Annotated in this window: 26 protein-coding genes and 1 tRNA gene; 15 read left to right on the forward strand and 12 right to left on the reverse strand. The window is 72.6% G+C overall.

Translation table 11 applies throughout. From position 1 onward, the window contains the following. Positions 1 to 19: 19 nt before the first annotated feature. The 4 genes from PH189_RS05425 (at position 20) to PH189_RS05440 (ending at position 3,589) form a co-directional block, all read left to right on the forward strand. Positions 20 to 1,018, forward strand: coding sequence for an XdhC family protein (locus tag PH189_RS05425; RefSeq protein ID WP_274187736.1), 999 nt, complete (start codon positions 20 to 22; stop codon positions 1,016 to 1,018). A 5-nt stretch (positions 1,019 to 1,023) separates the two neighbouring features. Continuing rightward, a complete protein-coding gene (locus PH189_RS05430) occupies positions 1,024 to 1,692 on the forward strand; it encodes a YdcF family protein (RefSeq protein ID WP_274187737.1) in 669 nt (222 codons plus the stop codon). Further along, positions 1,689 to 3,002, forward strand: a complete 1,314-nt coding sequence (locus PH189_RS05435; protein ID WP_274187738.1) for a deoxyguanosinetriphosphate triphosphohydrolase — start codon at positions 1,689 to 1,691, stop codon at positions 3,000 to 3,002. The genes PH189_RS05430 and PH189_RS05435 overlap by 4 nt, the downstream gene beginning before the upstream one ends. Before the next feature lie 74 nt (positions 3,003 to 3,076). After that, entirely contained in the window at positions 3,077 to 3,589 is a 513-nt protein-coding gene (locus PH189_RS05440) for a gamma carbonic anhydrase family protein (RefSeq protein WP_274187739.1), read from the forward strand. 47 nt (positions 3,590 to 3,636) lie between these two features. Here the strand turns inward: PH189_RS05440 and PH189_RS05445 are convergent, their stop codons facing one another. The 3 genes from PH189_RS05445 to PH189_RS05455 all read right to left on the reverse strand — a co-directional run bounded on the left by PH189_RS05445 (position 3,637) and on the right by PH189_RS05455 (position 5,636). Beyond that, complete coding sequence (locus PH189_RS05445) at positions 3,637 to 4,119, reverse strand: hypothetical protein (protein WP_274187740.1); 483 nt, start codon at positions 4,117 to 4,119, stop codon at positions 3,637 to 3,639. Between the two features lies 1 nt (position 4,120). Further along, positions 4,121 to 4,879 carry a CPBP family intramembrane glutamic endopeptidase gene (locus PH189_RS05450; RefSeq protein WP_274187741.1) on the reverse strand — a complete coding sequence of 253 codons (759 nt, stop codon included), beginning with the start codon at positions 4,877 to 4,879 and terminating at the stop codon, positions 4,121 to 4,123. Positions 4,880 to 4,970: 91 nt separating this feature from the next. After that, entirely contained in the window at positions 4,971 to 5,636 is a 666-nt protein-coding gene (locus PH189_RS05455) for a GntR family transcriptional regulator (RefSeq protein ID WP_274187742.1), read from the reverse strand. 205 nt (positions 5,637 to 5,841) lie between these two features. Here PH189_RS05455 and PH189_RS05460 point away from each other — a divergent pair, with 205 nt between their 5' ends. From PH189_RS05460 to PH189_RS05490, 7 genes are all read left to right on the forward strand, one after another. Beyond that, on the forward strand, positions 5,842 to 7,578 hold the full coding sequence (locus PH189_RS05460; protein WP_274187743.1) for a thiamine pyrophosphate-binding protein: 1,737 nt from the start codon (positions 5,842 to 5,844) through the stop codon (positions 7,576 to 7,578). A gap of 1 nt (position 7,579) precedes the next feature. Continuing rightward, complete coding sequence (locus tag PH189_RS05465) at positions 7,580 to 8,980, forward strand: phenylacetate--CoA ligase family protein (protein ID WP_274187744.1); 1,401 nt, start codon at positions 7,580 to 7,582, stop codon at positions 8,978 to 8,980. A 68-nt stretch (positions 8,981 to 9,048) separates the two neighbouring features. Beyond that, the gene (locus PH189_RS05470) at positions 9,049 to 10,554 is read left to right on the forward strand and encodes an aldehyde dehydrogenase family protein (RefSeq protein ID WP_274187745.1); all 1,506 of its coding nucleotides are present in this window, start codon (positions 9,049 to 9,051) and stop codon (positions 10,552 to 10,554) included. A 73-nt stretch (positions 10,555 to 10,627) separates the two neighbouring features. Next, the gene (locus PH189_RS05475; RefSeq protein ID WP_274187746.1) at positions 10,628 to 11,269 is read left to right on the forward strand and encodes a gluconate 2-dehydrogenase subunit 3 family protein; all 642 of its coding nucleotides are present in this window, start codon (positions 10,628 to 10,630) and stop codon (positions 11,267 to 11,269) included. Positions 11,270 to 11,279: 10 nt separating this feature from the next. Further along, a complete protein-coding gene (locus tag PH189_RS05480) occupies positions 11,280 to 12,932 on the forward strand; it encodes a GMC family oxidoreductase (RefSeq protein ID WP_274187747.1) in 1,653 nt (550 codons plus the stop codon). A gap of 86 nt (positions 12,933 to 13,018) precedes the next feature. Beyond that, complete coding sequence (locus tag PH189_RS05485; RefSeq protein ID WP_274187748.1) at positions 13,019 to 14,332, forward strand: MFS transporter; 1,314 nt, start codon at positions 13,019 to 13,021, stop codon at positions 14,330 to 14,332. Further along, a complete protein-coding gene (locus PH189_RS05490; protein ID WP_274187749.1) occupies positions 14,329 to 14,670 on the forward strand; it encodes a thioesterase family protein in 342 nt (113 codons plus the stop codon). Before PH189_RS05485 ends, PH189_RS05490 begins: the two co-directional genes overlap by 4 nt. Before the next feature lie 10 nt (positions 14,671 to 14,680). Here PH189_RS05490 and PH189_RS05495 read toward each other — a convergent pair whose 3' ends face one another. Next, a complete protein-coding gene (locus PH189_RS05495) occupies positions 14,681 to 15,472 on the reverse strand; it encodes an SDR family NAD(P)-dependent oxidoreductase (protein ID WP_274187750.1) in 792 nt (263 codons plus the stop codon). 90 nt (positions 15,473 to 15,562) lie between these two features. On the opposite strand from PH189_RS05495, the gene dnaG reads away from it, so the two are divergent. From dnaG to PH189_RS05510, 3 genes are read left to right on the forward strand one after another with little or no spacing between them, the layout of a single operon-like run. Further along, positions 15,563 to 17,458, forward strand: a complete 1,896-nt coding sequence (dnaG, locus tag PH189_RS05500; RefSeq protein ID WP_274187751.1) for a DNA primase — start codon at positions 15,563 to 15,565, stop codon at positions 17,456 to 17,458. Next, positions 17,455 to 18,006, forward strand: coding sequence for a hypothetical protein (locus PH189_RS05505; protein ID WP_274187752.1), 552 nt, complete (start codon positions 17,455 to 17,457; stop codon positions 18,004 to 18,006). Before dnaG ends, PH189_RS05505 begins: the two co-directional genes overlap by 4 nt. After that, complete coding sequence (locus PH189_RS05510; RefSeq protein ID WP_274187753.1) at positions 18,003 to 18,776, forward strand: trans-aconitate 2-methyltransferase; 774 nt, start codon at positions 18,003 to 18,005, stop codon at positions 18,774 to 18,776. Before PH189_RS05505 ends, PH189_RS05510 begins: the two co-directional genes overlap by 4 nt. Positions 18,777 to 18,804: 28 nt before the next feature. Here PH189_RS05510 and PH189_RS05515 read toward each other — a convergent pair whose 3' ends face one another. Continuing rightward, entirely contained in the window at positions 18,805 to 19,077 is a 273-nt protein-coding gene (locus PH189_RS05515) for a hypothetical protein (RefSeq protein ID WP_378014917.1), read from the reverse strand. A 125-nt stretch (positions 19,078 to 19,202) separates the two neighbouring features. Here PH189_RS05515 and PH189_RS05520 point away from each other — a divergent pair. Further along, positions 19,203 to 19,275, forward strand: a tRNA-Asn gene (locus tag PH189_RS05520). Between the two features lie 96 nt (positions 19,276 to 19,371). On the opposite strand, the gene PH189_RS05525 is transcribed toward PH189_RS05520, so the two are convergent. From PH189_RS05525 to PH189_RS05555, 7 genes are all read right to left on the reverse strand, one after another. After that, positions 19,372 to 21,675 (reverse strand): arylsulfatase, encoded by a 2,304-nt coding sequence (locus PH189_RS05525; protein WP_274187754.1) that lies wholly within the window; start codon positions 21,673 to 21,675, stop codon positions 19,372 to 19,374. Between the two features lie 269 nt (positions 21,676 to 21,944). Next, positions 21,945 to 22,232, reverse strand: a complete 288-nt coding sequence (locus PH189_RS05530; protein WP_274187755.1) for a putative quinol monooxygenase — start codon at positions 22,230 to 22,232, stop codon at positions 21,945 to 21,947. Further along, a complete protein-coding gene (locus tag PH189_RS05535; RefSeq protein WP_274187756.1) occupies positions 22,232 to 22,924 on the reverse strand; it encodes a DUF899 family protein in 693 nt (230 codons plus the stop codon). The genes PH189_RS05530 and PH189_RS05535 overlap by 1 nt, the downstream gene beginning before the upstream one ends. 461 nt (positions 22,925 to 23,385) lie before the next feature. Beyond that, on the reverse strand, positions 23,386 to 23,808 hold the full coding sequence (locus PH189_RS05540) for a hypothetical protein (protein ID WP_274187757.1): 423 nt from the start codon (positions 23,806 to 23,808) through the stop codon (positions 23,386 to 23,388). Next, positions 23,805 to 24,332 (reverse strand): hypothetical protein, encoded by a 528-nt coding sequence (locus tag PH189_RS05545; protein ID WP_274187758.1) that lies wholly within the window; start codon positions 24,330 to 24,332, stop codon positions 23,805 to 23,807. The genes PH189_RS05540 and PH189_RS05545 overlap by 4 nt, the downstream gene beginning before the upstream one ends. Before the next feature lie 3 nt (positions 24,333 to 24,335). Further along, positions 24,336 to 24,794 (reverse strand): hypothetical protein, encoded by a 459-nt coding sequence (locus PH189_RS05550; protein WP_274187759.1) that lies wholly within the window; start codon positions 24,792 to 24,794, stop codon positions 24,336 to 24,338. An 87-nt stretch (positions 24,795 to 24,881) separates the two neighbouring features. Continuing rightward, a complete protein-coding gene (locus PH189_RS05555; protein ID WP_274187760.1) occupies positions 24,882 to 26,108 on the reverse strand; it encodes an adenylate/guanylate cyclase domain-containing protein in 1,227 nt (408 codons plus the stop codon).

Below are 26,108 nucleotides of genomic sequence, written 5' to 3' on the forward strand. Positions count from 1 at the left end.
CTCGCCTACCCTGGGAGGCGTGAGCGACCTGAGCGAGGTAGCCGACGTCCTCGCCCGCGGCGACGAGGCCCGGGCCGTGGTGCGCGTGCTCGACCGGCACGGGTTCGGCACCGTCGAACCCGGCCAGCTGCTGGTCGCGGGCGCCGACGGGACGCTCGGCGGGGTGCTGCTGCGCGGGGCGCTCGACGACCGCGCCGCGGCCCTCGTCCGTGACGCCCGGCGTGCTCCGTCGGTGATCGAGGCGCACGTCGCCGAGGACGACGCCGTGGCCGCCGGCCTCGCCTGCGCCGGCGGCGCGACGCTGCTCGGTCACCCCCTGGACGCCGCCCCGGCCCGCGCGCTCGCGCAGGCCTTCGCGGCCGGGGTGCCGGCGGCGCTCGTGACGCGCGCCGACGGCTCGGCGTCGCTCGCGATCACCGGCGGCGACCTCGACGACGTCGAGGGCTCGCTGGGCTTCGCCACGGTCGACGCCGAGGCGGCGTCCCGCGTGCGGCACCTGCTGCGGCGCGGCGCCACGGTCACCGAGCGTGTGACGCTCGAGGCGGGCGCCGACGTGCTCGTCGACCTCTGGGTGCCGGTGCCGACGATGGTGATCGTCGGCCCCGGGGCGATCGCCGACGCGCTGATCGCGCAGGCCGCACTGCTCGGCTGGGTCGCAGGCCGCGCCGACACCGTCGCCGAGGCCGACGCCGCGGTCGCCGCGTTCACCGACGCCGACGTGCTGGTGCTGCTCGACCACGACCCCGCGTTCGACGCCGTCCTGCGCACCGGCCTGGAGGGTCGCGGGTTCCTCGGCGCGCTCGGCTCGCGGCGCACCCAGGCCGCCCGCCGCGAGCGCCTGCTCGCCGCCGGCGTCACGGAGGAGCGGCTCGCCCGCATCCACGGCCCCGTCGGGCTCGACCTCGGCGCGCGCACGCCGGCCGAGACGGCGGTGTCGATCGTCGGCGAGGTGCTCGCCGTCCGCAGCGGACGCGACCCCTCGGCGCTCGGCGTGGCGGCGGGGCCGATCGGCGCGTGAGTCGCATGCCGGGTCCCCGCCCCGCTCCCACCCCGTCCGGGTCCGCGATCAAGGCCGTCGCCTGGGCGCCCCGGATCGTCCTCGGCGCCCTCGTCGTCGCGCTGCTGCTCGTCGGCGGCACGGCGTTCCGGGTGTGGCAGCTGGGCCGGGTCGACGAGCGCGAGCCCGTCGACATGATCGTCGTCCTCGGGGCCGCGCAGTACGACGGCGAGCCCTCGCCGGTGTTCCGGGCCCGGCTCCAGCACGCCCTCGAGCTCTACGAACAGGGTGTCGCGCCCCGCATCGTCACCGTGGGCGGGGCCGCCGCCGGCGACGCCTTCACCGAGGCCCAGGCCGGCGAGCAGTGGCTCGTCGAGAACGGCGTGCCGGGTCAGGCGCTGATGCCCGTCGACGAGGGCAGTGACACCTACGGCAGCTTCGAGGCCGTCGCCGCCGTCGCCGAGGAACGGGGCTGGCGCTCCGCGGTGCTGGTCAGCGACCCGTGGCACTCGCTGCGGTCGCGCACCATGGCCGACGATGTCGGGCTGGAGGCCACGACCTCGCCGACCAAGCGCGGCCCGGTGGTGCAGACCCGCGAGACCCAGCTCCGCTACATCGTCCGCGAGACCGGAGCGTTGATCTACTACCACCTCACGCACGGTTCGTCGGACTTCTCCGACCCCGGGCTGGGATGAGCACCTTCTCCCACCGCGCCGCGCGCCTGTTCGACGAGGCGCCCAAGCCGGGCCGCGACCGTCGCTCGCCCTTCGCCCGCGACCGGGGACGTGTCCTGCACTCGGCAGCGCTGCGCCGTCTCGCCGGCAAGACGCAGGTCGTCGGTCCCGACGAGGACGCCGAGGTCACCGGCGTGCCCCGTACCCGGCTGACGCACTCGCTGGAGGTCGCCCAGATCGGGCGGGGGATGGCCGAGGACCTGGGGGCCGACCCCGACGTCGTCGACACCGCGGGCCTCGCCCACGACATCGGCCACCCCCCGTTCGGCCACAACGGCGAGCGGGCCCTGCACGCGATCACCGCCGACGCCGGCGGCTTCGAGGGCAACGCGCAGACGCTGCGCATCCTCACGCGGCTCGAGCCCAAGATGCTCGACGACGAGCGCTGCCGCGGGCTGAACCTCACCCGCGGGGTCCTCGACGCATGCCTCAAGTACCCGTGGCCCCGGCGCCCGGGCCTCCGCAAGTTCGGCGTCTACGCCGACGACCTGCCGGTCTTCACCTGGGTGCGCGAGGGGGCGCCGGCGGACCGCAGGTGTGTCGAGGCGCAGATCATGGACTGGGCCGACGACGTCGCCTACTCCGTCCACGACCTCGAGGACGGCATCCTCGCCGGCCGTATCGTCCTCGGCTGGCTCGCGCGCCCGGCCGAGCGCGCCGAGCTCGCGGCCCTCGCCGCGGAGGCCTTCTCGAGCGCGTCGCTCCGGGACCTCGAGGACGCCGCGGGCACCCTCGCCGAGCTCCCGTCCGTGCGGGCCGCCGCGGCGCACGGCGCGCACGACGGCTCGCTCGAGGCCACCGCGTCGCTCAAGCGGCTGACCAGCGAGCTCGTCGGGCGGTTCGTCACCGGCACCGTCGAGGCCACCCGGTCCGAGCTCGGCGACGACGTGGTGCCCGCCGGCTACGACGCCGACCTCGTGGTCCCGGCCCCGCTGCGCGCGGAGGTGGCGGTGCTCAAGGCCGCGGCGCTGCGCTGGGTCATGCGCGATCCCGCCCGGCTCGCCGTGCAGGCGCGGCAGCGTGACGTCGTCACCGAGCTGGTCGAACGGCTGCTGGCGGGCGCCCCGCACACCCTCGACCCCGCGTTCGTGCCCGCGTGGGAGGGCGCCGACGACGACGCCGGCCGTCTGCGGGCCGTCGTCGACCAGGTCTCGGTGCTCACCGACGCCGGCGCCGAGCGGTGGTGGGCCCGTCTGCGAGATCAGTCGAGCAGGAACTCCCCGCCTGCGGCGACGGCGAGCTCGGGCCCGAACGCCTCGGCCGGCGTCTAGGACGTGCTTCGACGACGCGGTCGGCGAGGTCACGGCCGGCCGCGCCGCGGCCTCGTGAAGCTAGGCTGCCGCGCGTGCAGCTGATCACCGTCGACGGCCACACCCCCGAGATCGACGAGGCCGCGTGGGTCGCGCCCGGCGCGGTCGTCGCGGGCCGCGTGCGCCTCGGGCCGGACACGGGCGTCTGGTACACCACCGTCGTCCGCGCCGACATGGAGTCGGTGACCGTGGGGGCCGGCACGAGCGTGCAGGACGGCACGGTCGTGCACGCCGACCCGGGGTTCCCGGCGACGATCGGCGACAACGTGACCGTCGGGCACCGCGCCGTCGTGCACGGCTGCACGGTGGAGGACGACTGCCTGATCGGGATGGGCGCGGTGATCCTCAACGGCGCGACGATCGGCCGCGGCTCGATCGTCGCCGCGGGTGCGGTGGTGTCCCAGGGCGTCGTGATCCCGCCCGGCTCCCTCGTCGCCGGCGTGCCGGGCAAGATCCGTCGCGAGGTCACCGACGACGAGCGCGCCATGATCGCCGCCAGCGCCGCGACGTACCGCCACCTGCTCGGAGTGCACCGCTCGGCGCTTTGAGCTCCGCTCTCGTGAGTGCTTGTCCGTGCCCTGGCCCGGACAAGCGCTCACGAGGCCGCAGGCCACAGCGCCGCGACGACGAACAGCGCCAGCGCCGTCCACGTGGCCGCGCCGCGGATCCAGTTCAGGCGCAGGTAGCGCGCCCGGACCTCGCGCCAGTCCGACGGCGGCGCCTCCGGGTCCCACGCGAGGATCACCGCGTAGTTCGGTTCCGCACCGAAGCGGGAGGTCAACAGCGGGCCGGCGACGATGAGGGCCAGGCCCAGGGCGGTCAGGACGAACGGGACCCCGGGCGGCGGCGGCCACAGTCCCACGAGGGCCACGACCGGGGCGACGATCATCGCGACGACGAGCAGGTAGTTGGTGGGTGAGCGCCGGGCGATCGGCAGGAAGCGGTGCATGTCCCGCGCGAAGCCCACGGCGTCCCGCCGGGCGTAGAGCGGGTGCAGGACGGTCGTGAGCATCAGGAGCAGGCCCGACCACAGGGCGGTGGCGACGACGGAGGCGATCAGGCCGTAGGTGGCGAGCACGTCAACGAGCCAGCACGCGTCGGGGGACGGCGAGCGCCAGCAGGGGCACGAGGAGCGAGACGGCCACCAGCAGCAGCGAGAAGGTCGTGAGGGCCGCGACCGGGATGACCACGAGCTTGAACGAGTCGATCGCGGTGTGGACGATCGCGGGTGCCCAGAGCGTGCCGCGCCCGGTCTCGAACAGGTAGGCCAGCGGCACCGCGGTGGTGGCGGCGACGGCCATGGCGCCGAGGCCGATCACGGGGCCCGACGCCACGGCGATCGGGACGTGCGTGACGGCGATCAGGGGCATCGACAGGGCGGCCGCCGCCGGGAACGAGCGGCCGACGCGCAGCCGGCGGAAGACGTAGCCCCGCCAGACCAGCTCCTCCGCCAGGCCGTGCAGGGCGAAGACGCCGACGAGCAGCCACAGCCACCCGGGACGCAGCGCGATCGGGGCGCCGGTCAGCGCGATGGTGAGCGGGTAGACGAGCAGGACCCCGGCGGACACGCCCGCGGCGAGCCAGAGGCCGCGGGTCGTCGGGCGCCCGAACCCGAGGCGGCGCAGCGCGTGCCCGGGGCCGTGGAGCACCCGTTCGACGACGACGCCGACCACCAGGACCGCGGCGAGGACCGCGACGCCCCACGCCGCCGTCGGGTCGAGCTGCGCGGCGCCCGCGAGCACCGTCCAGAGCACCGCGAACCCGACGAGGAACCGGACCCACGCCGGCCCGCCGCGCACCGCACCGTCCCGCACCGGTGGGGCGCCCGCGGTGACCATCCCGACCTCCCGGAGCCGTGCGAACGGGAAGGACGGAGACGATCGCGGCCTCCGGGGCGCGCCGCATCACCCCGGGAGGATGACCGTCGGGTCAGGCCTCGGGCGCCGGCCCCATGGCGTCGAGGATGAGCTGCTCGCCGTGGGCGGCGTGGCGGCGGGCGAGGTACTCGGCCCGGACCGGGTCGCCGGCCTCGATCGCCTCGAGGATGGCCGCGTGGTCCTCCCACACCCAGGCCGGTGAGCCGCCCTGGAGCAGCACCTCGCCCATGACCCGCTGGACGTTCCGCCACATCACGCCGGTGCTCTCCGTGAGCAGCGGGTTGCCCGCCGCCTCGACGACGGTGCGGTGGAACTCGACGTCGGCGGAGATCATCCGGGCGAAGGCGCTCTCGGCGAACGCCCGCTCGCCGGAGCGCACGACCTCGGCGGCGTCCTTCAGCCACGCGTCGGTGCGTCGTTCGGCCGCGAGCCGCGCCGCGTACCCGTCGAGCAGCTCCCGCAGGTCGTAGAGGTGGCTGACGAACTCCCTGTCGAGCGGCGCGACCTCGAGCCCGCGTCGGCCGAACTCCCGCACCAGGCCCTGGTTGCGCAGGAGGAGCAGTGCCTGTTGCACCGGTTGGCGAGACACGTTGAAGCGTTCGGCGAGCTGCTCCTGGCGCAGAGGGGTGCCGGGGGTGAGTCGTCCGGTGCAGATGTCGTCGATGATCGCGTCGAAGACCTGCTCGGTCCGCGAGGGCGGCGTCGGCAACGCGGTCATCGTCGCCCTCGTCGGCCCCGTCGCGGTGCCGGGAGCTCACGCGGCACGACCAACCCCCTCGGCGTCTGTCGAACGAACGTTCCGGACACCCAGCGTAGCGCGCCAACCGATTGTCCTCGAACCCTTGACTTCTGAATTCAGAATCCGTCACGGTGTGAGTGCGCTGCATCACGTGCTGTGGATCACTCATCGAGGAGGGGATCGGATGCCGGAGCAGACAGCCCGGGGTGGGTCCGTCGTTGCCGACCTGGTCGCGCGCTTCCTGCGCGACCACGGCGTGGACCGCGTGTTCGGCCTCCAGGGCGGCCACATCCAGCCGGTCTGGGACCAGCTCGCCCGGCTCGGCGTGCGCATCGTCGACGTCCGGGACGAGGGCTCGGCGGTGCACATGGCGCACGCCCACTGCGAGCTGACGGGGGAGACCGGGGTCGCGCTCGTGACCGCCGGCCCCGGCGTCACGAACACCGTCACCGCCGTCGCGAACGCCTCGATCAGCCGCATCCCGCTGCTCGTCTTCGGCGGCTGCCCACCCCGCCAGCAGTCGAACATGGGCCCGCTCCAGGACATCCCGCACACGGAGATCCTCGCCCCGGTCACCCGCCTGTCCCGCACGCTGCGCGTCGCCGACCAGGTGCTGCGCGAGCTCGACGAGGCCTGGGCGCGCGCCGCCGGCGACCGCGGCGAGCCCGGACCGGTGTACGTCGAGATCCCCACCGACGTGCTGCGCGAGGAGGTGCCGCCGGCGCTCGTCACCGACGAGCACCTGCGGGCCAAGCCCCGCCGCCGCCCGCAGCCGCACCCCGACGACGTCGCCTCGGTCGCCGACCTGGTGCGCGGCGCGCGGAAGCCCGCCGTGATCTCCGGTCGCGGCGCCCGCGTCACCGACGGCACCGAGCTGGTGCGCTTCCTCGACGCCTCCGGCGCGGCGTACCTGGACACCCAGGAGAGCCGGGGTCTCGTCCCCGCCGACCACCCCGCGGGCGTCGGCTCGGCGCGCTCGGCGGTGATGCGCGACTGCGACCTCCTGATCACCGTCGGCCGCCAGCTCGACTACCAGCTCGGCTTCGGCTCGCCGGCGGTCTTCAGGAACGCGACGGTCGTCCGGATCGCCGACACCGCGAGCGAGCTCATCGACAACCGCCGCGGCGAGGTCGAGATCCTCGCCGACCCGGCGGCCGCGATGGACGCCCTCGCGCAGGCGCTCCGCGGCTTCGAGCCCGACACGAGCTGGCGCGACGAGCTGCGCGCCAAGCACGAGAAGCGCTCCGCGGAGTACAAGACCGCGCTGGCCGAGTCGCCCACGCACGCCGACGGCATGCACCCCAATCAGATCTTCGCGGCGCTCGACGCCCTGGACGGGTCGGCACTCGACCTCGGCGAGACGGTCGTGATCGCCGACGGCGGCGACCTGCTGTCGTTCGCGCGGCTCGGGATCACCCGGTGCGCGCGCTACCTCGACCCCGGCGCCTTCGGCTGTCTCGGCGTCGCGACCCCGTTCGCGATCGCGGCGTCGCTGGCGTTCCCGGACCGGCCCGTCGTGGCGGTCACCGGCGACGGCGCGTTCGGCATCACCGCGACCGACATCGACACCGCGGTGCGCCACGGCGCGAAGATCGTCGTGATCGTCTCCAACAACCGCGCGTGGAACATCGAGCGCTACGACCAGGCCGAGAACTACGGCCTCGTCGTCGGCACCGAGCTCGCCGACTCCGACTACGCGGCGCTCGGCCGCAGCCTCGGTGCCCACGGCGAGCGGGTCACCGACCCGGCGGATCTCCCGGCCGCGATCGAGCGGGCCCTGGAGAACGCGCCCGCCGTGGTGGACGTCGTCACGACGCAGGAGGCGCCGTCCCCCGACGCCGACAAGGGCCTGGGCTTCGTGCCCGACTACCAGGCCCTCACGCCCTGGAACGACGCCGAGATCGAGCGGAGGAAGGCCTGAGATGGGTGCACAGATGGAGAACTGGCACTTCCCGGCCCGGTACGACCAGAGCTATCTGCCCGACCCGGACTCGCCGTACTGGTTCCCGCACCGCGAGACGATGGACCCGCAGGAGCGCGACGCCGCCGTCCTCGTGCGGCTGCGCGAGGTCATGGAGTACGCGTACTCGACCTCGACGTTCTACCGGACCAAGTGGGACGCGGCGGGTGTGAAGCCCGCCGACATCACGTCGTTCGAGGCGTTCGAGCAGGTCCCGGTCGTGACGAAGGCCGAGATGCGGGAGTCCCAGGCGAACCACCCGCCGTTCGGCGACTACCTGTGCTGCGACTCCTCCGAGATCCACCACATCCACGGCACGTCGGGCACCACCGGGGCGCCCACGGCCTTCGCGATCGGCCGTCGCGACTGGGAGGTCATCGCCGACAACCACGCCCGCATCCTGTGGGGGATGGGCGTGCGGCCCGGCGACACCGTGTTCGTCGCCGCGCTGTTCAGCCTCTACCTCGGCTCGTGGGGTGCGCTGGCCGGCGCCGAGCGCCTGCACTGCCGCGTGCTGCCGTTCGGGGCCGGCGCGCAGGGCATGACCGCCCGCGCGGTCACCTGGCTGGCCCGCACGAAGCCCAAGGCGTTCTATGCGACGCCGTCGTACGCGCTGCGCCTCGCGGAGGTGGCCGAGTCCGAGGGTATCGACCCGCGCGAGTTCGGCCTGCAGGTCATGTTCTTCTCCGGCGAGCCCGGCGCGTCCGTACCCGCGGTCCGCAAGGCGATCGAGGACGCGTTCGGCGCCACGGTGATCGACTGCGGGACGATGGCGGAGATGACGCCGTTCATGTCGGCGTCGGCCACCGCCGGGACGCCCGACGGCATGCTGCTCTGGCAGGACATCGTCTGGCACGAGGTCTGCGACCCCGACAGCTTCCGCACCGTCCCGTACGGCTCCGAGGGCACGCCGGTCTACACCCACCTCGAGCGCACGTCGCAGCCGATGATCCGGCTCGCCTCCAACGACCTCACGCGCTGGGTCCTGGAGGACAACCCCTGCGGGCGCACCTATCCCAAGCTGCCCGACGGCGTGTACGGCCGGATCGACGACATGATCCACATCCGGGGCGAGAACGTGTACCCGACCGAGGTCGACAACTACCTGCGCGGGGTCTCCGGCTACGGCGGCGAGCACCAGATCGTCGTGCGTCGCACGGGGTCGATGGACGAGATGATCGTCCGCGCCGAGACCACCCACCCCGCAGGCCAGCGCGACGCCTTCGAGCGCGATACCGGGTCGGGGCTCCAGTCCCTGCTCGGCGTGCGCGTGACCTTCGAGTCGGTCGACGCCAACACCCTCGAGCGCGCCGAGCACAAGTCCCGGCGCGTGGTCGACGAACGCGAGCACACGAAGCGCTGACCCCTACGTGAGCGAAGTTCGGGCCTATGGGCCCGAACTTCGCTCACGACCGAGCAGAGAGGTGACCCATGACCCTGGCCTTCGATGCGACCGCACGGAAGGTCGACGACGCCCGGATGTTCATCGACGGCGGATGGACGGCGGCCGGTGCCGGCGCCAGGTTCCCGACCGTCGACCCGAACACCGGGACGACCATCGCCGAGGTGCCCCGCGGTGACTCCGCGGACGTCGACAGGGCGGTGGCCGCGGCCAAGCGCGTCGCCGTCGAGTGGCAGTTCACCGACGCGATCGCCCGGGCGGGCCTGCTGCGCGCGCTCGCCGCGAAGGTCACCGAGCACGCCGACGAGCTCGCCCGGCTCGAGGCGCTCGACTCCGGGCACTACCTGGCCAAGGCCCAGGAGCTGGTCGGCGCGATCCCGCTGTGGCTCGACTACTGGGCGAGCGCCGCGGACAAGGTCGGCGGGCGCACCATCGAGGTGCCCGGCAACAAGCTGTCGTTCACGATCCTCGAGCCGCTCGGGGTCACCGCGCACATCGTGCCGTGGAACTACCCGCTGCTCATCCTCGTGCGGTCCTGCGCCCCCGCGCTGGCCCTGGGCAACACGTGCGTGGTCAAGCCCGCCGAGGACACGTCGCTCTCGGCCCTGAAGTTCGCCGAGCTGGTCAAGGAGGCGGGCTTCCCCGACGGCGTGTTCAACGTCGTCACCGGCTACGGCGGCGAGGCGGGCGCCGCGCTGGCCGCGCACCCCGACGTCGCCGGCATCACCTTCACCGGCTCGACGGAGACCGGCAAGCAGGTGGCGAAGCTCGGCGCCGACCACATCGCCCAGGTCAACCTGGAGCTCGGCGGCAAGAGCCCGACGATCGTGTTCCCCGACGCCGACCTCGACGAGGCCGTCGAGGCCGCGGTCCAGGGCTTCTGCTCGCACACCGGGCAGGTCTGCGTCGCCGGGACGCGGCTGTTCGTGCACGCCGACGTCGAGAAGGACTTCCTGGCGAAGCTGTCCGCCCGCCTGGAGCAGACGCAGGTCGGCGACGGGTTCGCCGAGGGCACCCAGATGGGACCCCTCGTGTCGCAGAAGCAGTTCGACCGTGTCAACTCCTACATCGAGATCGGCAAGTCCGAGGCGACGCTGTTCTACGGCGGCGGACGGCCGGAGGGCACGCCCGAGGGCGGGTACTTCGTCCAGCCGACGGTGTTCACCGGCGTCGACAACTCCTCGCGCATCGCCCAGGAGGAGATCTTCGGACCGGTCGCTTCGGTGCTCTCCTGGTCGACCGAGGACGAGCTCGTCGAGAAGGTCAACGACTCGATCTACGGGCTGTTCGCGGTGCTGCTCGGCAAGGACGTCACCCGGCTGCTCTCCACCGCCCGCCGCCTGCAGGTCGGCGGCGTGATGATCAACGACTGGTTCGGCGAGCTCCCGATGACCCCGCACGGCGGCCACAAGCAGAGCGGGACCGGCCGCGAGGAGGGGCTGGAGGCCATCCACGGCTACACGCAGGTCAAGCACGTGGCGATCAACCTCGACCCGCTGCGCGCGGCGACCGACTGGGCCGGCGCGCCGCTCTGACCGTCGGTCCCGTGCGCTCTCGCCCGTGCCCTGGCACGGGCACGCGCGCACACGTCACAGGAGAGGAGACACCGTGAACAACGCCCTGGGAGAGAAGGCCGCACCGTTCGGCGCCCCGGAGACGACCGCGGCGCCGGGGGAGGCGGGGGGCTACTTCGAGACCGGCCGCCCGCGCCTGGGCGGGCTGCAGAACCCGATCCGCTTCGACGACACGCAGGCTGCGGTGATCAACGCGGCCGCGGACACGATCATCCCGCCACACCCGGACTGGCCGACGGCGAGCGAGGTCGATCTCGTGACCTTCGTCGGCCGCTACGTCACGCCGAGCGGCTACCAGAACAAGCACTTCCCGTTCGCGACCGAGGACCAGTTCAAGGCCGGGCTCGACGGGCTCGGGCAGTCGTTCGTGGACGGGTCGGCCGCCGACAGGACGGCGGCGATCGCAGCGCTCGAGAAAGCAGAGGACCCGCTCTTCGAGCAGCTGCGGGCGCTCGTCTACTACGGCTACTACTCGCGCCCGGTGGTCACGCTGGCGATCAACAAGAACCTCCCCGCCGGGCGCGACTACCACGGTCCGCCCCTTCCCTACGGCTACCTGCAGACCACGGAGCCCTGGGACGAGGAACTGCTGACGCAGGCCCAGGAGAACGGCTCCTACCTCGAGACCGACGAGGTCACCCGCGTCGACCTGTCCCAGCTCTCCTGGACCAAGTGAGGAGTACCCGATGGCTTCGTACGAGGAGACCGACCTCCTGATCGTCGGCTCGGGCCCCGGAGGGGCCGGCATCGCGCTCAAGGCCGCGAAGGCCGGCATGAACGTCGTGTGCCTGGAACAGGGTCCGTGGGTCAAGCCGACCGACCACCCGCACTACCACGACGAGTGGGAGCTGGAGAAGCAGCGCGGCTGGGCCTACGACCCGAACGTCCGCCAACTGCCGGAGGACTATCCGGTCACCGGCACCACGACGCCTTACCTCATGAACAACGTCGGTGGCTCGACGATCCACTACGCGGGTCACTGGCCGCGCTACAAGCCGGTCGACTTCCGCAAGGGCACCGAGCACGGTCTCGAGGGCACGATCGACTGGCCGATCTCCTACGAGGACCTCGCCCCGTTCTACGACGAGAACGACGAGATCTACGGCATCTCCGGCCGCATCGGTGACCCGTCCTATCCCGACCGCAAGCAGGCCGTCCGCGACCCGGAGGTCCTGCCCGGGAAGCTCGGCCTCAAGTACGCCAAGGCGTCGCGCGACCTCGGCTGGCACTGGTGGCCGTCCGACAACGCCGTCATCACGGTGCCGCGCGAGAACCGCGAGGCCGACCAGGCGATGGGCAACGAGCTCTCCGGCAGCCCGACGGGGTCGCTGTCGACGCCGGCGAACGCGCACTGGCCCTACGCCATCCGGTACGGGGCGGACCTGCGCACGATGTCGCGCGTCGAGACGATCAACGCCGACGGCGGGAAGGCCACCGGCGCGACCTACGTCGACCGCACCACCGGCGAGCGGCACGAGATCCGGGCGAAGATCGTGGTGCTCGCGGCGAACGGCATCGGCTCGCCGCGCCTGCTGCTGCAGAGCGCGCAGAAGGGCCATCCCGACGGGCTGGCGAACTCGAACGGCATCGTCGGCAAGTACCTGATGCACCACGTGTTCGCGTTCTGCGACTCGTGGTTCGACGAGCCCATCGAGGGCTTCAAGGGCTCGTTCGGGGCCCCGCTCTACTCGCACGAGTTCTACCACACCGACGTCAGCCGAGGATTCGTCAACGGTTTCGGCATGCAGGTCGCGCGCAGTTTCGGACCGGGCTACGCCGCGATGGGCACGCACACCGGGTACACGGCACCCTGGGGCGAGAAGCACCGCGAGTTCTTCGACGGACACTTCGCCAACCACCTCATGGTCTTCATGTTCGGTGAGGACCTGCCGGTGGCGACGAACCGGGTCACGCTCGACACGGACGTGACGGACTCGTCGGGCCTGCCGGCCGCGCACGTGAACTACGAGCTCCACCAGAACGACGTGGCGCTCGCGGAGTACGGCATCGAGAAGATCTTCGAGGCCACCCGCGCGGTGGGTGCGGTGGAGACCAACGACACCGGCGTGCTCTACCCGCCGCCGGGCTGGCACCTCATGGGCACCTGCCGGATGGGCAACACGCCCGACGACTCGGTGCTCAACAAGTGGTGTCAGACCTGGGACCTGCCGAACCTGTTCGTGGTCGACGGCAGCACGCTCACCACCGGCGCGGCGGTCAATCCGACCTCCACGATCGGCGCGCTCTCGCAGCGCACCGGTGAGTACATCCTGCGCAACTACGACCACATCACCTCGCAGAAGACGACGCCGAGCAACGCGGACGCGCCGACGATGTGAGGGCCTGACGGCCACGTGAGTGATGTGGGTCGTTCCGACGACCCACATCACTCACCTGGGCCGCAGGCCCCTCCCGGGAGGACCCCATGAACGCGGACGCCGTTTACCGCCGGATCACGCGACGCCTCGTGCCGTTCCTGTTCGTCTGTTACGCCGCGGCCTATCTGGACCGCGTGAACGTCGGCTTCGCGAAACTGCAGCTGCAGGACGACCTGCAGTTCTCCGACACCGTCTACGGCCTCGGCGCCGGCATCTTCTTCGTCGGCTACATCCTCTTCGAGGTCCCCAGCAACGTGGTGCTCCACCGCATCGGCGCGAAATGGTGGATCGCGCGGATCATGGTCACCTGGGCCCTGATCTCCGGCGCCATGGCTTTCATCAACTCCGCGACGATGTTCTACATCCTGCGGTTCCTGCTGGGCGTCGCCGAGGCCGGCTTCATCCCCGGCATCCTGCTCTACCTCACCTACTGGTTCCCGGCCCAGCGCCGCGGCCGGGTGACGGCGATCTTCCTCGCTGCGATCCCCGTCGCCACCATCGTCGGGGGACCGCTCTCGGGCTGGATCCTCACGGCGTTCGACGAGGTCGGGGGTCTCGGCGGCTGGCAGTGGATGTTCCTCATCGAGGCCGTGCCCTCGCTGGTCCTCGGCCTGCTGGTGCTGCGCTACCTCGACAACTCCGTCGACGCCGCCCGCTGGCTCTCGAACGCGGAGAAGGACGTCGTGCGCGCCGATCTCGCGGCCGAGGAGGCCTCCCGGGAGGGCGGGCACGGCAGCATCCGCGCGGCGATGACCAGCGGGCGCGTCTGGCTGCTCTGCGGCATCTACTTCACGATCGCCCTCGGCATCTACCTGGTCAGCTTCTGGCTGCCGACGATCATCAAGGGCAGCGGCGTCGCCGACCCGCTGACGATCGGGCTGCTGACGGCCGTGCCGTACGTCGTCGCCGTGATCGCGATGATCACGTGGTCGGCGCACGGCGACCGCACCGGCGAGCGCCGCTGGCACACGACGGTGCCGTGCCTGATCACCGGCCTGGGTCTCGTCCTCACCGCGGTGTTCCTGCAGAGCACGGCCCTCGCGGTCGGCGCGATGGTGCTCGTCGCCGCCGGCGTCTCCACCGCCCAGGCCGCGTTCTGGAGCATCCCGTCCGCGCTGCTCACCGGCGCCGGCGCGGCGGCGGGCATCGCGCTGGTCAACTCGATCGGCAACATCGGCGGGGCGGTGGCGACGTCGCTGGTCGGCTGGCTCTCGGACCTCACCGGCTCCCCGGCCTCGAGCCTCTACACGTTCGGCGTCGTGCTGGTGGTCGGCGGCGTGCTCGTGCTGGCGCTGCCGCGCTCGGTCGACGACAGGCCGATGGTCGTCGACGAGGGTGCCGATCTAGGGTCCGGCCGATGAGACACGAGGTCACCGACGACGACACCGCCCGGGCGCTGGGCAGCGGCGAGATCGAGGTGCTCGGCACCCCGCGGCTGCTCGCCTGGCTCGAGGCCGCCACCGTCGAGGCCGCCAAGCCCCTGCTCGCCGACGGCGAGACGACCGTCGGCACCGGCGTCCGCATCCGCCACCGCCGTCCGACGCGCGTGGGCGGGCGGATCGAGGTCACCGCGGACCTGCGCGAGCGCGAGGGCGCGAAGCTCTCCTTCACCGTGAAGGCCGAGGACGGCGACGGCCAGGTCGTCGGCGACGGCGAGATCGACCGGGCGGTCGTCGACGCGGCATCGTTCGGACAGTGAGCCCGATCCGTCAGGGGATGATCGAGTCCACGTAGCCGCCGTCGACGCGCACGGCCGCGCCGGTGGTGGCCGAGGCCAGCGGCGACGCCAGGTACGTCACCATGTGGGCGATCTCCTCGGGCTCGATCAGCCGCTGGATCAGCGACTGCGGCCGGTGCTTGATCATGAACTCTCGTTGCGCCTCGTCCCACGGCAGCTCGTCACCCACCAGCTGTCGGACGAACCCCTCGACGCCGCCGGTGTGGGTGGGCCCGGCGATCACGGAGTTGACGGTGACGCCCGTGCCCGCGGCCTCCTTCGCGAAGCCGCGCGACACCGCGAGCAGGGCGGTCTTCGACATCCCGTAGTGGATCATCTCGGCGGGGATGACGACGGCGGAGTCGCTGGCGATGTCGAGCACCCGGCCCCAGCCGCGGGCGGTCATGCCCGGCAGGTAGGTACGGATCAGCCGGGTCGCGGCCAGCACGTTGACCTCGAAGTAGCGCCGCCAGTCGTCGTCGGTGATCTCGAGGGCGGCCTGCGGGCCGAAGATGCCCAGGTTGTTGACCAGCACGTCGACGTGGGGCTCCCGCGCCGCGACCTCCTCGGCGCCCTCGGCTGTGGCCACGTCGGCGACCACCCCGACGACCTCGCCGCCGGTCTCGTCGCGCAGGTGCGTGACGGCGCCGTCCACCCGCGGCTCGGTCCGCCCGTTGACCACCACCCGGGCGCCGGCGCGGGCGAGGTCGGCGGCGATGGCCCGGCCGATGCCGCCCGTCGAGCCGGTGACCAGGGCCGTCCGCCCGGACAGGTCGAGCTGCATGGGTCCTCCTCGCGAGCGTGAGCGGTGCTGGGGCCTGCAACCGCACGGGACGCCCCACCCTTCCCGAGGTCGGTCCCTACACTCGGGGCCATGGCGGGACGCATCCGGGACGCGGACATCGCGGAGGTGCGGGACCGCAACCGGGTGGACGAGGTCGTCGGCGAGTACGTCGCCCTGCGGCGCGCCAGCGCGGGCTCGGTGAAGGGGCTCTGTCCGTTCCACGACGAGAAGTCGCCGTCGTTCAACGTGCGCCCCACGCACGGCACCTTCCACTGCTTCGGCTGCGGCGAGGGCGGCAGCGTCATCGACTTCATCATGAAGATCGAGCAGCTGGGCTTCGTCGAGGCCGTGGAGAAGCTCGCCGACCGCGTCGGCTTCCGGCTGACCTACGAGGGCGGCGGGTCGAGCGTCCAGAAGGACCGCGGCACCCGCACCCGGCTGCTGGCCGCCAACAAGCTGGCCGCGGAGTTCTACGCCGCCGAGCTGCGGACGCCGGGGGAGGCGCAGAAGGCGCGCGAGTTCCTCGCCGAGCGCGGGTTCGACCAGGCCTCGGCGGAGGACTTCGGCTGCGGGTTCGCGCCCTCGGGGTGGGACCGGCTGACCAAGCACCTGCTCGCCCAGGGCTACACGCTCGACGAGCTCGAGAAGGCGGGGCTGTCGCGCCCCGGCCAGCGCGGGCACATCGACCGCTTCCACCGCCGGCTGCTCTGGCCGATCCGCGACCTCGGGGGCGACGTCGTCGGCTTCGGCGCGCGCCGGCTGTTCGACGACGACCGCATCGAGGCCAAGTACCTCAACACCCCCGAGACGCCCGTCTACCACAAGTCGAAGGTCCTCTTCGGGCTCGACAAGGCCAAGCGGGAGATCGCGAAGACCCGGCAGGCGGTGATCGTCGAGGGCTACACCGACGTCATGGCGATGCACCTCGCCGGCGTCCCCACGGCCGTGGCCAGCTGCGGGACCGCGTTCGGCGACGACCACGTCGCCGTGCTGCGCCGCCTGCTCATGGACGACTCGTTCGACCGCGGCGAGGTCATCTACGTCTTCGACGGCGACGCCGCGGGGCAGGCCGCCGCGATCAAGGCCTTCGAGGGCGACCAGCAGTTCGCGGCGCAGACCTACATCGCGACGGCCGCCGACGGCATGGACCCGTGCGAGCTGCGGCAGGCCTCCGGCGACGTCGCGGTGCGCGACCTCGTGGCCCGCCGCCAACCGCTGTTCGCGTTCGCGGTGCGCACGATCCTCGCCGAGCACGACCTCACCACCGTCGAGGGCCAGACCGCGGCGCTGCAGCGCACCGTGCCGCTGGTGGCGCGGATCCGCCGCGAGGACCTACGTGACGGGTACGCCCGCCGCCTCGCGGGGTGGACGGGCTGGCCGGACGAGAACACCGTGGTGCGCCGGGTGCGCGAGAGCGCCGGCGCGCCCGTCGACGCCCCCGCCCGCCGGACCCAGCGGCGCACCCAGGCCCAGGCCACGCGTACCGACGGCCCGGAGATGCCCGATCGCCGCGACCCGCGCCTGCGGGTGCAGCGCGAGGTGATCAAGGCCGCGCTCCAGGCCCCCGCGCTCGCCGGTCCGGTCTACGACACGCTGCCCGACGACGCGTTCAGTCATCCCGGCTACCTCGCGGTCCACCAGGCGGTGCTCGCCGCCGGGGGCACGGCGTCCGGGCTCTCCGGCCACAGCTGGCTGAACGCGGTGGCCGACGAGGTCCCCACCGGCTTCCGCCCGCTGGTCTCCGAGCTGGCGGTCGAGGCGCTGCAGTCGCGGGAGTCCGACGACCACCGCTACATCTCGGGAATGCTCGCGGGCCTGCAGGAGTCGTTGGTCGGCAAGCAGGTCGCCGAGATCAAGTCGCGGCTCCAGCGGCTCTCGCCGGTCACCGACGCCGACGAGTACCACGAGCTCTTCGGCGACCTCGTCGCTCTCGAGCAGTACAAGAAGGCCCTGCGCGGCCAGGCGGCCGGGGTGGTGGCGCTGTGAGCGGGGTGCGCGCGCGGCTCGCCGCCCTGCTGACGGGCCGCGAGCCCGTGCCGGAGGGGTTCACGGGCACGCTCGAGCCGGACGAGCGCGTGCTCGCCGACGGCCTCGGGCCGCGCGGGTCGGTCGTGCTCGCCACCGACCTCGGGCTCTGGCTGCCGCCCGCGGCGTCGGGGGAGGGCTCGCAGCGCGTCGACTGGCACCTCGTGACGAAGGCGACGTGGTCGGGCGGCGCGCTCGAGGTGATCGAGGCCGACGAGGTCGAGGAGCTCGAGGGCGGTGTCGTCCTGCTCGCCGACCGCCCGCCCCGCCGTGTGCCGCTCGTGACGCCGGGTCGCCTGCCCGAGACCGTGCACCGCCGGGTCACCGCCGCGGTGAAGGACAGCCAGCACCACGAGCTCGGGGACGGGGGTGCGTGGTTCGTGCAGCGGCGCGTCCCGGGCGCCGGGATCGTCCTCCACGTGCGCCCCGACCCCGGCGCCGACCCGGAGGCGGTGCGCACCGTCGCGGCAGGGGTGGGGGAGAAGCTCCGGGGCGTGGGCCGGTCGTGACCCACACGTGGGACCCGGCGCTCTACCGCCACCACGACGACCACCGGGCGCGCCCGTTCCTGGACCTCGTGGCCCGGGTGGGCGCCGAGGCGCCGCGCGAGGTGGTCGACCTCGGCTGCGGGCCGGGGCACCTCACCGGGCTGCTCGCGGAGCGGTGGCCCGCGGCTCGGGTGCGCGCCTCCGACGCGTCACCGGACATGGTCGCCGCCGCGCGGGAGAACGGGGTCGACGCCGAGCTCGCCGACGTCCGCGACTTCGCGCCGGGCCGTGAGACCGACGTCGTGGTGAGCAACGCGGTGCTGCACTGGGTGCCCGAGCACCGGGACCTGCTCGCCCGCTGGGCCGCGGCGCTCCCGGACGGGGGCTGGCTCGCGATCCAGGTGCCGGGCAACGAGGTCTCGCCGTCGCACACCATCGCCCGCGACCTGCTCGCGTCCCCGGAGTGGTCGGGGCTCGTCCCCGAGGGCCTGCCCGCGTACGGCGTCGGCACCCCCGAGGAGTACGCCCGGCTGCTCGCCGGCGCGCGGCCGGGCGCGCACGTGGACTGCTGGGAGACGACCTATCTGCACCCCCTGACCGGCGACGATCCCGTCGGCCACTGGATCGCGGGGTCGACGCTGCGGCCCGTGCGCGGGGTGCTCGACGACGCGGCGTGGGACCGCCTGCGCGCCGAGCTCGCCCCGCGCCTCCGTGCCGCCTACCCCCCGGACGACGCGGGCGTCACCTGGTTCGGGTTCCGCCGCGTCTTCGCGGTGCTCGGCGCGCGCTGACTCCTGGGGGCCCTGACGTCTCGGGCGCTCAGCGCCCGGGGGCGTGCGACCCGTTGGCCGCGGCGCGACCCGGCGCCGCCGGCTCGTGACCACCGGTGGGCGCGACCCGCTCGCGGGCCTTCGACACCCCCACCTGGACGGCCTCTCCGGCCTTCGCACGAGCCACACCCGCGGCTCCCTGCACGCTCGGGTGGTCGGCCACCCGGCGGTACGCGCGGGAGAGCTGCTCGTAGCGCTCACGGCCGGCCCGCGTGCCGAGGACGTACCCCACACCGGCGCCCAACAGGAACGGGATCACCATCTGACGTTCTCCTCCCCGACATCGTCTCTCCGAGACCCATCCTGCCCCACCCCGAGCGGGAAGGCGGTGGGGCGGGTGTTGTAGCGTGTTTCTCGTCCGGGAGCACGACGGTCCGGACACGACGGTCCTCCGTAGCTCAATCGGCAGAGCATTCGACTGTTAATCGAAGGGTTACTGGTTCGAGTCCAGTCGGAGGAGCCGAAGCCCCGGGTCAGAGCGCTGACCTGGGGCTTGTTTCATGATCGGCCCACCGCTCACCCACCACCCTCCGTCCGCCTCCCCCGGGCCCCGCCCCTAGGTCGAGTACCGGACGTTGACGCGGTCGATGCGGCCGTTGAACGGGAAGGGTGCCTTGGCGGCGTAGTCCAGGGACACGGGTCCTCCGAGGCAGGTGCCGATGTCGAGGCAGTCGTTGGCGGAGAAGAGCAGCGGGGCGCTGACCGGGACGTGTCCGACGCCGTGCTCGTCGCCGTCGACGGTCATGGCGACGTCGAGCGCTCCACCCGGTTTCGGGTCGGGCTGGGCCGTGGCGATCTGGATGGTGGCCGGCCCCACCGGCAAGCGTCGCTCGGACCGAATCCTCGTGCGGGACAGGAGGAACAGGTTGTACTCGTAGCAGAGGACGCCGTCCTCGATGTAGCAGGTCAGCCCGCCGCCGGCGCCGCCCAGCGCGTAGAGGACACCCTGCGCCTGCTCCGGGACGTCGAGGTCGATGGTCACGAGGTTGGCGCGGTTGCCGAGAGCCGGCGCACAGAACTCCGGCATGCGGGTGATGTCGCCCGTGAAGTTCCACTCCCGGTACGGCGTCGAGATCCTCATCTCCGGATGGAAGACCAGCACCCAGAGCCCGCCGCCCACCGGGTAGACGCTGTTCTTGGCGGCCTCGATGGAGAAGGTCTCCTTCATCTGCGCGAGCTTGTCCGGGTGCTCGGCGGCGAGATCGTGGGCCTGGGTCCAGTCCTCGTCCAGGTGGTAGAGCTCCCAGACGTCCTGGTCGGGCGTCCAGGTCGCGATCCCGGGGGGTGTCCCGGGCACCCACGGGGGACGGGGTCCGAACGCCGACGCCATCCAACCCTCGTGGTAGATCGCCCGGCTGCCCATGATCTCGAAGTACTGGGTCATCAGCCGCCCGGCGGCGGCCGGGTCGTCGAAGGTGTAGGCCATGCTCACGCCGTCGATCGGGAGCTGCGGAATGCCGTGGACCACTCGCGGCGGGGTGATGCCCACGACCTCGTAGATCGTCGGTACGAGGTCGTTGCAGTGGTGGAACTGGGCGCGCGGGGTCGGGTCGGGCGTGATCCTCGCCGGCCACCGGACGGCCATGGGATTCCGCGTCCCACCGAGGTGCGAGGCGAGCAGCTTCAAGCCCTTGTAGGGCGTGCTGCCGGCCCAGGCCCAGCCCGCGTGGTACATGTTGTCGACCTTGGGAGACCCGAGGACGTCGAGGCCCCCGAGCTCGTCCAGCGCCGCGATGTGCATGTCGACCGTCGTCGGGATGCCGTTCTGCGCGATCAGCTCACTGATGGTGCCGCTCTGGCCCTCGCCCGAGGAACCGTTGTCGCCCCAGATGTAGAAGACCAGGGTGTTGTCCCCGTAGCCGAGGTTCTCGACCTCGTCGATCAGCCGCCCGACCTGGACGTCGACGTGTTCGGCGAAGCCCGCGGCGACCTCCATGAGCCGTCGCTGGAAGGGCCGCTCCTCCTCGGGGACCTCGTCCCACGCCGCCATCCGCGGATCGCGGGGCGTCAGCTGCGCCTCGGGCGGTATCCACCCCATCTCCTTCGCGCGGTGGTAGACCCGCTCCCGGTAGGCGTCCCAGCCGTCGTCGAACTTGCCGGCGTACTTGTCGGCCCATTCCTTCATGATGTGGTGCGGACCGTGCAGGCAGCCGCTCGCCCAGTACATGAAGAAGGGCTTGTCGGGTTCCAGCGCCTTGTGCTGGTGCAGCCAGCCGATGGCGTCGTCGGCGAGGTCCTCGCTGAGGTGGTAGCCCTCCTCGGGGGTCCTGGGCGGCGGCACGATCGTGGTGCCCCGCACCAGGTTGGGCTCGTACTGCGAGGCCTCGCCGGCGAGGAAGCCGTAGAAGTACTCGAAGCCGTTCCCGGTGGGCCAGTTGTGGAACGGCCCGGCGGCGGTGGTCTCGACGGCGGGGGTGTTGTGCCATTTCCCGAACGCGGCGGTCGAGTAGCCGTACTCCTTGAGGACCTCGGCGCAGAGTGCGCTGCTCTTGGGGATCTCGCCCGCGTAGCCGTCCCAGTCGTTCGCCAGTTCCGCGATCTGACCGTTGCCGATGCGGTGGTGGTTCCGTCCCGTCAGCAGCGATGCGCGGGTCGGGGAGCACATCGCTGTCGTGTGGAAACGGTTGTAGCCGATGCCGCCGTCGTGGACACGGCTCAGCGTGTCGGTGCGGACCTCGCCCCCGTACGTGCTCGGCAGCCCGGGGCCCGCGTCGTCGATGAGGACGATGAGGATGTTCGGCGCGTCGTCCGGCAGTCGCCTCGGGCGCACGCGCTGCGCGTACACCGACTCCTGCATCGTTCGACCCGCCGTGCTCGCTGACGGGGTCGGCGGGAAGGGCAGCACGTCTTGTGCGCTCATCGATCGTCCTTCGGTGGTCGGCGCTCAACGGAATCCGCCGGCCGGCTCGCGTTCGGCCCACGGAGCCGTCGTCTGCCGGGTGCTGCGGACAGCGGGATCAAGAGCCACACCGTCCCCCGGTGGGCAGGACCACTGCCTCACCCTCGATGGATGATCTGACGGCCGGCACCGTTGCTGGAGATCGTCCTCCTCGCCTGGGGGGGGCAGAGCGGGCAGCCGAAGCCCCAGGTCACAGCGCTGACCTGGGGCTTTCTCGTGGTACGGGTCCCTCAGAACGGCGGGCGCTCGCCGGACACGTCGAACAGGCCGACCTCGACCGCGACGAACTCGTCGCCGACATCGGGTGCGTCCGCCGCGGCCCGCCACCGGTCCAGGTGCTCCTGCGACTCCCAGCGCTCGAAGTTGTTGATCCGCCCCGGGTCGATCGAATCGGCGGTCACGGCGACGTCGAGGCAGCCCGGGGCGGCCCGGGCGCGCCGCACGAGGTCCCCGAACCCCGCGACCAGCGCGTCCCGTCGCTCCGGCGCGACCCGGACGTGCCCGGCGATGATCAGCATCAGGGGTACTCCCCGCGGCGCTGTGCCCGATAGGGCGGGAGCTGCGGGCGGCCCTCCGGGGTGTCCTCCCAGGTCTCCTGCCGCCCCAGCGGGGTGATGTCGAGCATCCCCAGCGTGGGGAGGACGGACTCGACGCCGCGGCCGTTAACGAAGTACGTGCGGAACACCCGATCGTGGTCGTCGCGCAGGAACACGTTGAGGCCGAACATCTCGGCGACGCCGAAGTCGTGGCTGAACGCCTCGCCGACCAGCGTGTACCAGGGGACGTGGTCCCAGCCGCTGCGCCGCCGCAGGTCGACGATCTTCTCCTGGTCGGTGGGGGAGGCCATCACGAAGTTCGTGTCCCACGCGCGGAGGTGGTCGAGGTACGGGACGTGGTCGGCCAGGTAGGAGCATCCCGGGCAGCCCTTCTCGGGCCAGCCGTCGACGTCGGACTGGTAGAAGAAGCCGTACACCACGAGCTGGCGCCGGCCGGCGAACAGGTCGAGCAGACCGACCTCGCCCTCCGGGCCGACGAAGCGGTAGTCGGTCTCCACCGGCGTCATCGGCATCCGGCGGCGCCGCGCGGCCAGCGCGTCGCGGGCCCGCGTGAACGCCTTCTCCTCCACCAGCATGGCCTCGTGGGCGGCGGCCCACTCCTCCGGCGCCACGATGGGCGGTAGGGCGCTGTCGGGCAGCGGCAGCGACGTCATGAGTACTCCTGAGAACCAAGTAGTCCTATATATGTATCAGTCGACGCGGCGTCTGCTCAACCCGAGCATCTCCGGGCCTGGAGTCCGACGAGGGCTGTCTGCTCGACAACCAGCAGGCCCAGGCCGGGATCCGCGAGCGGCTGGTCGCCGGCGGCGTCGCGACGCCGCCGAGGTCGAGGAGCGCCTCGACAACCTCGCCGCCGGCCGGCTCCCCGACCCCGCCACGTCACCGCTGGTCAGCGCCTGGGGACGGCGCCGTCATTAGCCAGGTCGAGTGAACCCGTGCCCTCGTCGAGTGAACCTCTGGGAAAACCCCTGGTGCCCGGGCCGAACCGCCCGGCACGCTTCTCCGTACACCGGTGAGGACCTTCCCGGTGACCGGTGCCCGGGGGCACCGTCCGCGTGGTGGTGGGCCGGATCAGGCAGCTGGGGAGCGGGCCCCGGCCCACCATCATCGCAACTCAGGGGCAGGTCACGGGCTTGCTGACGGTGCTGCTCGGCGTGCCTGTCCAGTTCCCGGCGCTCGCTGTGACGCGCACGTGGACGTTCACCAGCAGCGTCGTGGTCGTGAGCGTGGTGGACGTGCCGGTGACGGTCTTCCTCTCGGCCTGCACCAGGTTCAGGACCCGGCCCGACTCGACCGTGTACTGCGTCGCCCCGGTCACCGACGACCAGCTCACCGGGATCGTCGCGGTGGTGGTGAGCCCGCTCGTGGTGCACGTGATCGCGCCGATGGTGACGTTCGCGGGCGTGCCGATCTGGCCGGCCCTGGCGGTGGCGGTGCCCGTGCTGGTGGTGCGCCACGCCGCGGCCGCCACGCCGCCGCCGGCGAGCAGCAGCGTGACGACGACGGCGGCGACGGCCGCGAGAGCCGGACGCCTCATGCGCTCGTGATCGCGACGGTGACGGGGATCGTGAACGTCGCGTTCTGGCAGCCGGTGTCCGACGCGCTGGACATCGACGCCGCGTTGGTCAGGGTCAGCGTCGCCGATCCGTTCGCGGGGATCGTCGTGCCCGACGACCCGGAGGTCAGGGTGACCCCCGTGGTCGAGCACGAGCCCGTGCCACCGGTGGCGGTCGGCGAGCCGTTCGCGGTCACCGAGGTCAGGGTCACGGGGTAGGCGTTCGGGTTGTTTACCGTGATCTTCACATCGCCGCTGGAGCCGGGGTAGAGCAGGCCGGAGGTGACCGCCGACCCGGCCACGGTGGTCGTCGTCGGGGGCAGGGCCTGCCCGGCCCGCGACGTCGCGGTGCCGCCGCCGCTGGACAGCCAGGCGGCCGAGGCGAGCCCGGCACCGAGCAGGACGGCGACGACGACACCGATCACCCCGACGGCCGGGAGGCGGCGGAGCCACCACCGCCACGAGAGCCGGCGGTCCGAGGACCAGCGGGCGCGACGGGGGGACACCGGTCAGCCGACCGCAGAGGCCAGGCTGGCGGTCAGCGGCAGGTCGAAGGTCTTGCCCTGGCAGGTGTTGCTCGGGTCGTTGATCATCTTCGCGGGCAGCGTGTAGGTGCGCGTCGCGCCGGGCGCGATGGTGCCCGGCGGGTTGGTCAGGCCCCCGGTGGTGACCGTGCCGGCGGGGCAGTTGCCCGCGGTGGCGTCGGAGGTGCCCGGTGAGATGGAGGCGACCACCACCGGGTACTGGTTGGGGTTGTTGACCGTCACCGTGGTGTCGATGGTGGCTCCGGGGTAGAGGCCGGCGCCGCCCCCGTTCGGGGCGATGGTCGAGTTGACGGCGGTGGTCGAGGTCCCCTCCGCCGTGCCGGCGCCGCTCGAGAGCCAGGCCGCGAGCGCGACGCCCGCGACGCACGCGAGGGCGATGCCCCCGGCGATGGCGCCGAGGCGCCTCTTGGTGGTGGTCTCCACGTCGAACACTCCTTCCGACGTCGGTACTTCCCCGACGTTCCGGACAGGAGGTAGACCGAATGGCCTAAGAAACCACGTGCCGACGACCTAGTTCACCGGATCGGTGAGCGTGGCGTTGCCGTTCGACCCGGACGGGCGACGCTGGACGCGGTACAGCCGCTGCGCGCCCCGGACGCCCTTGAACTTGCGGGGGGCCGCCGCCCGGAAGCGGAACGGCGGGTCGTCCGGCGCGCTCGCCACGATCGCGTCGTGGACGGCCGCGGTGACGGTGACGTGGCCCGGCCGCGCGGTCTCGGTGACACGGCTGGCGAGGTTGACCGGGGGCCCGAACCAGTCGCCGGCATGCGGGACCCCGATCCCCATCGCGACCCCGACGCGCAGCGCGGGCCGGCCGTCGTCGGCCTCCGACCAGGACTCGACGAGGTCGAGCGTGGCCCGCAGCAGGGCCGTCGGGTCGGGCGAGACGAGCATGACGGCGTCGCCGATGACCTTCGCCAGACGCACCGGCCACGCCGCGACCTGGGTGGCGGTGGCCGACAGCAGCTCGGCGACCTCGCTGAGCTCGACCGCGGACACGCTCTCGCCGAGGTCGGTGAAGCCGACGAGGTCGGCGAAGCAGACGGTGACCTCCTGGGCGCCGCGCAGCCGTCCCGCGTTCGACTCCTCGACGGCCAGGGCGTGCGAGCGGATGCGGTCCGCGAGGGCGGCGGCGACGAGGTGCACCAGGTGCAGCGAGTCGTCCTCGACGATGCGGCGCGCCTCGGTGGCGTAGCGCAGCGCCAGCTCCGGCTCGGGCTCGCCGGGTCGCAGGAGGGCCTCGCCGAGCAGCCCGCCGAGCGCGTCGGCGATGTTCAGCACGCCGCGTCCGATCGCGCGGACGACCGGCATCATCTCCTGGTCGCTGAAGCCGAGGCTGCGGTAGCGGTGGATCCGCTGGGCGATCTCGACGTCCTCGTCGGTGTAGATCGGATCGTCGGGGCTCGGGGCGAGCGGTCGTCCGAGGGCCTGGAACCAGAGCCGGACGACGTCGGGCTCGATCCCGGTCAGCGTGCAGACGTCGGTGAACGAGTGCCCGTCCTCGGGCCGCAGGGTCCGCTCGAGCAGCAGCAGGCCGAGACGGTCGCCGTCGATGGCGTCGCGCATCGCGTCGATGGCGACGCCGTCGGCGGCCAGCGACTCGAGCACCGACACCCGCGTGCGCCGGTCCTCGCCCGTGAGGCCGTCCAGGAGACCGGCCCGCTCGTAGTCGCCCTCGGCCATCACGGCCCGGATCCGCGCCGGGATCGGCAGCGATGTGCGGTGGCGGGGCGGCAC

It is taken from the genome of Actinomycetospora chibensis, assembly GCF_028737215.1.
Taxonomy (GTDB): domain Bacteria; phylum Actinomycetota; class Actinomycetes; order Mycobacteriales; family Pseudonocardiaceae; genus Actinomycetospora; species Actinomycetospora chibensis.

Coding starts and splice junctions, on each gene's coding strand:
- PH189_RS05530 (WP_274187755.1), bottom strand. CDS start 22,232: ATGCTGATCATCGCCGGGCACGTCCGGGTCGCGCCGGAGCGACGGGAC.
- PH189_RS05480 (WP_274187747.1), top strand. CDS start 11,280: ATGGCTTCGTACGAGGAGACCGACCTCCTGATCGTCGGCTCGGGCCCC.
- PH189_RS05490 (WP_274187749.1), top strand. CDS start 14,329: ATGAGACACGAGGTCACCGACGACGACACCGCCCGGGCGCTGGGCAGC.
- PH189_RS05470 (WP_274187745.1), top strand. CDS start 9,049: ATGACCCTGGCCTTCGATGCGACCGCACGGAAGGTCGACGACGCCCGG.
- PH189_RS05515 (WP_378014917.1), bottom strand. CDS start 19,077: ATGGTGATCCCGTTCCTGTTGGGCGCCGGTGTGGGGTACGTCCTCGGC.
- PH189_RS05430 (WP_274187737.1), top strand. CDS start 1,024: ATGCCGGGTCCCCGCCCCGCTCCCACCCCGTCCGGGTCCGCGATCAAG.
- PH189_RS05525 (WP_274187754.1), bottom strand. CDS start 21,675: ATGAGCGCACAAGACGTGCTGCCCTTCCCGCCGACCCCGTCAGCGAGC.
- PH189_RS05460 (WP_274187743.1), top strand. CDS start 5,842: ATGCCGGAGCAGACAGCCCGGGGTGGGTCCGTCGTTGCCGACCTGGTC.
- PH189_RS05455 (WP_274187742.1), bottom strand. CDS start 5,636: ATGACCGCGTTGCCGACGCCGCCCTCGCGGACCGAGCAGGTCTTCGAC.
- PH189_RS05540 (WP_274187757.1), bottom strand. CDS start 23,808: ATGAGGCGTCCGGCTCTCGCGGCCGTCGCCGCCGTCGTCGTCACGCTG.
- PH189_RS05450 (WP_274187741.1), bottom strand. CDS start 4,879: ATGGTCACCGCGGGCGCCCCACCGGTGCGGGACGGTGCGGTGCGCGGC.
- dnaG (WP_274187751.1), top strand. CDS start 15,563: ATGGCGGGACGCATCCGGGACGCGGACATCGCGGAGGTGCGGGACCGC.
- PH189_RS05435 (WP_274187738.1), top strand. CDS start 1,689: ATGAGCACCTTCTCCCACCGCGCCGCGCGCCTGTTCGACGAGGCGCCC.
- PH189_RS05535 (WP_274187756.1), bottom strand. CDS start 22,924: ATGACGTCGCTGCCGCTGCCCGACAGCGCCCTACCGCCCATCGTGGCG.
- PH189_RS05465 (WP_274187744.1), top strand. CDS start 7,580: ATGGGTGCACAGATGGAGAACTGGCACTTCCCGGCCCGGTACGACCAG.
- PH189_RS05485 (WP_274187748.1), top strand. CDS start 13,019: ATGAACGCGGACGCCGTTTACCGCCGGATCACGCGACGCCTCGTGCCG.
- PH189_RS05495 (WP_274187750.1), bottom strand. CDS start 15,472: ATGCAGCTCGACCTGTCCGGGCGGACGGCCCTGGTCACCGGCTCGACG.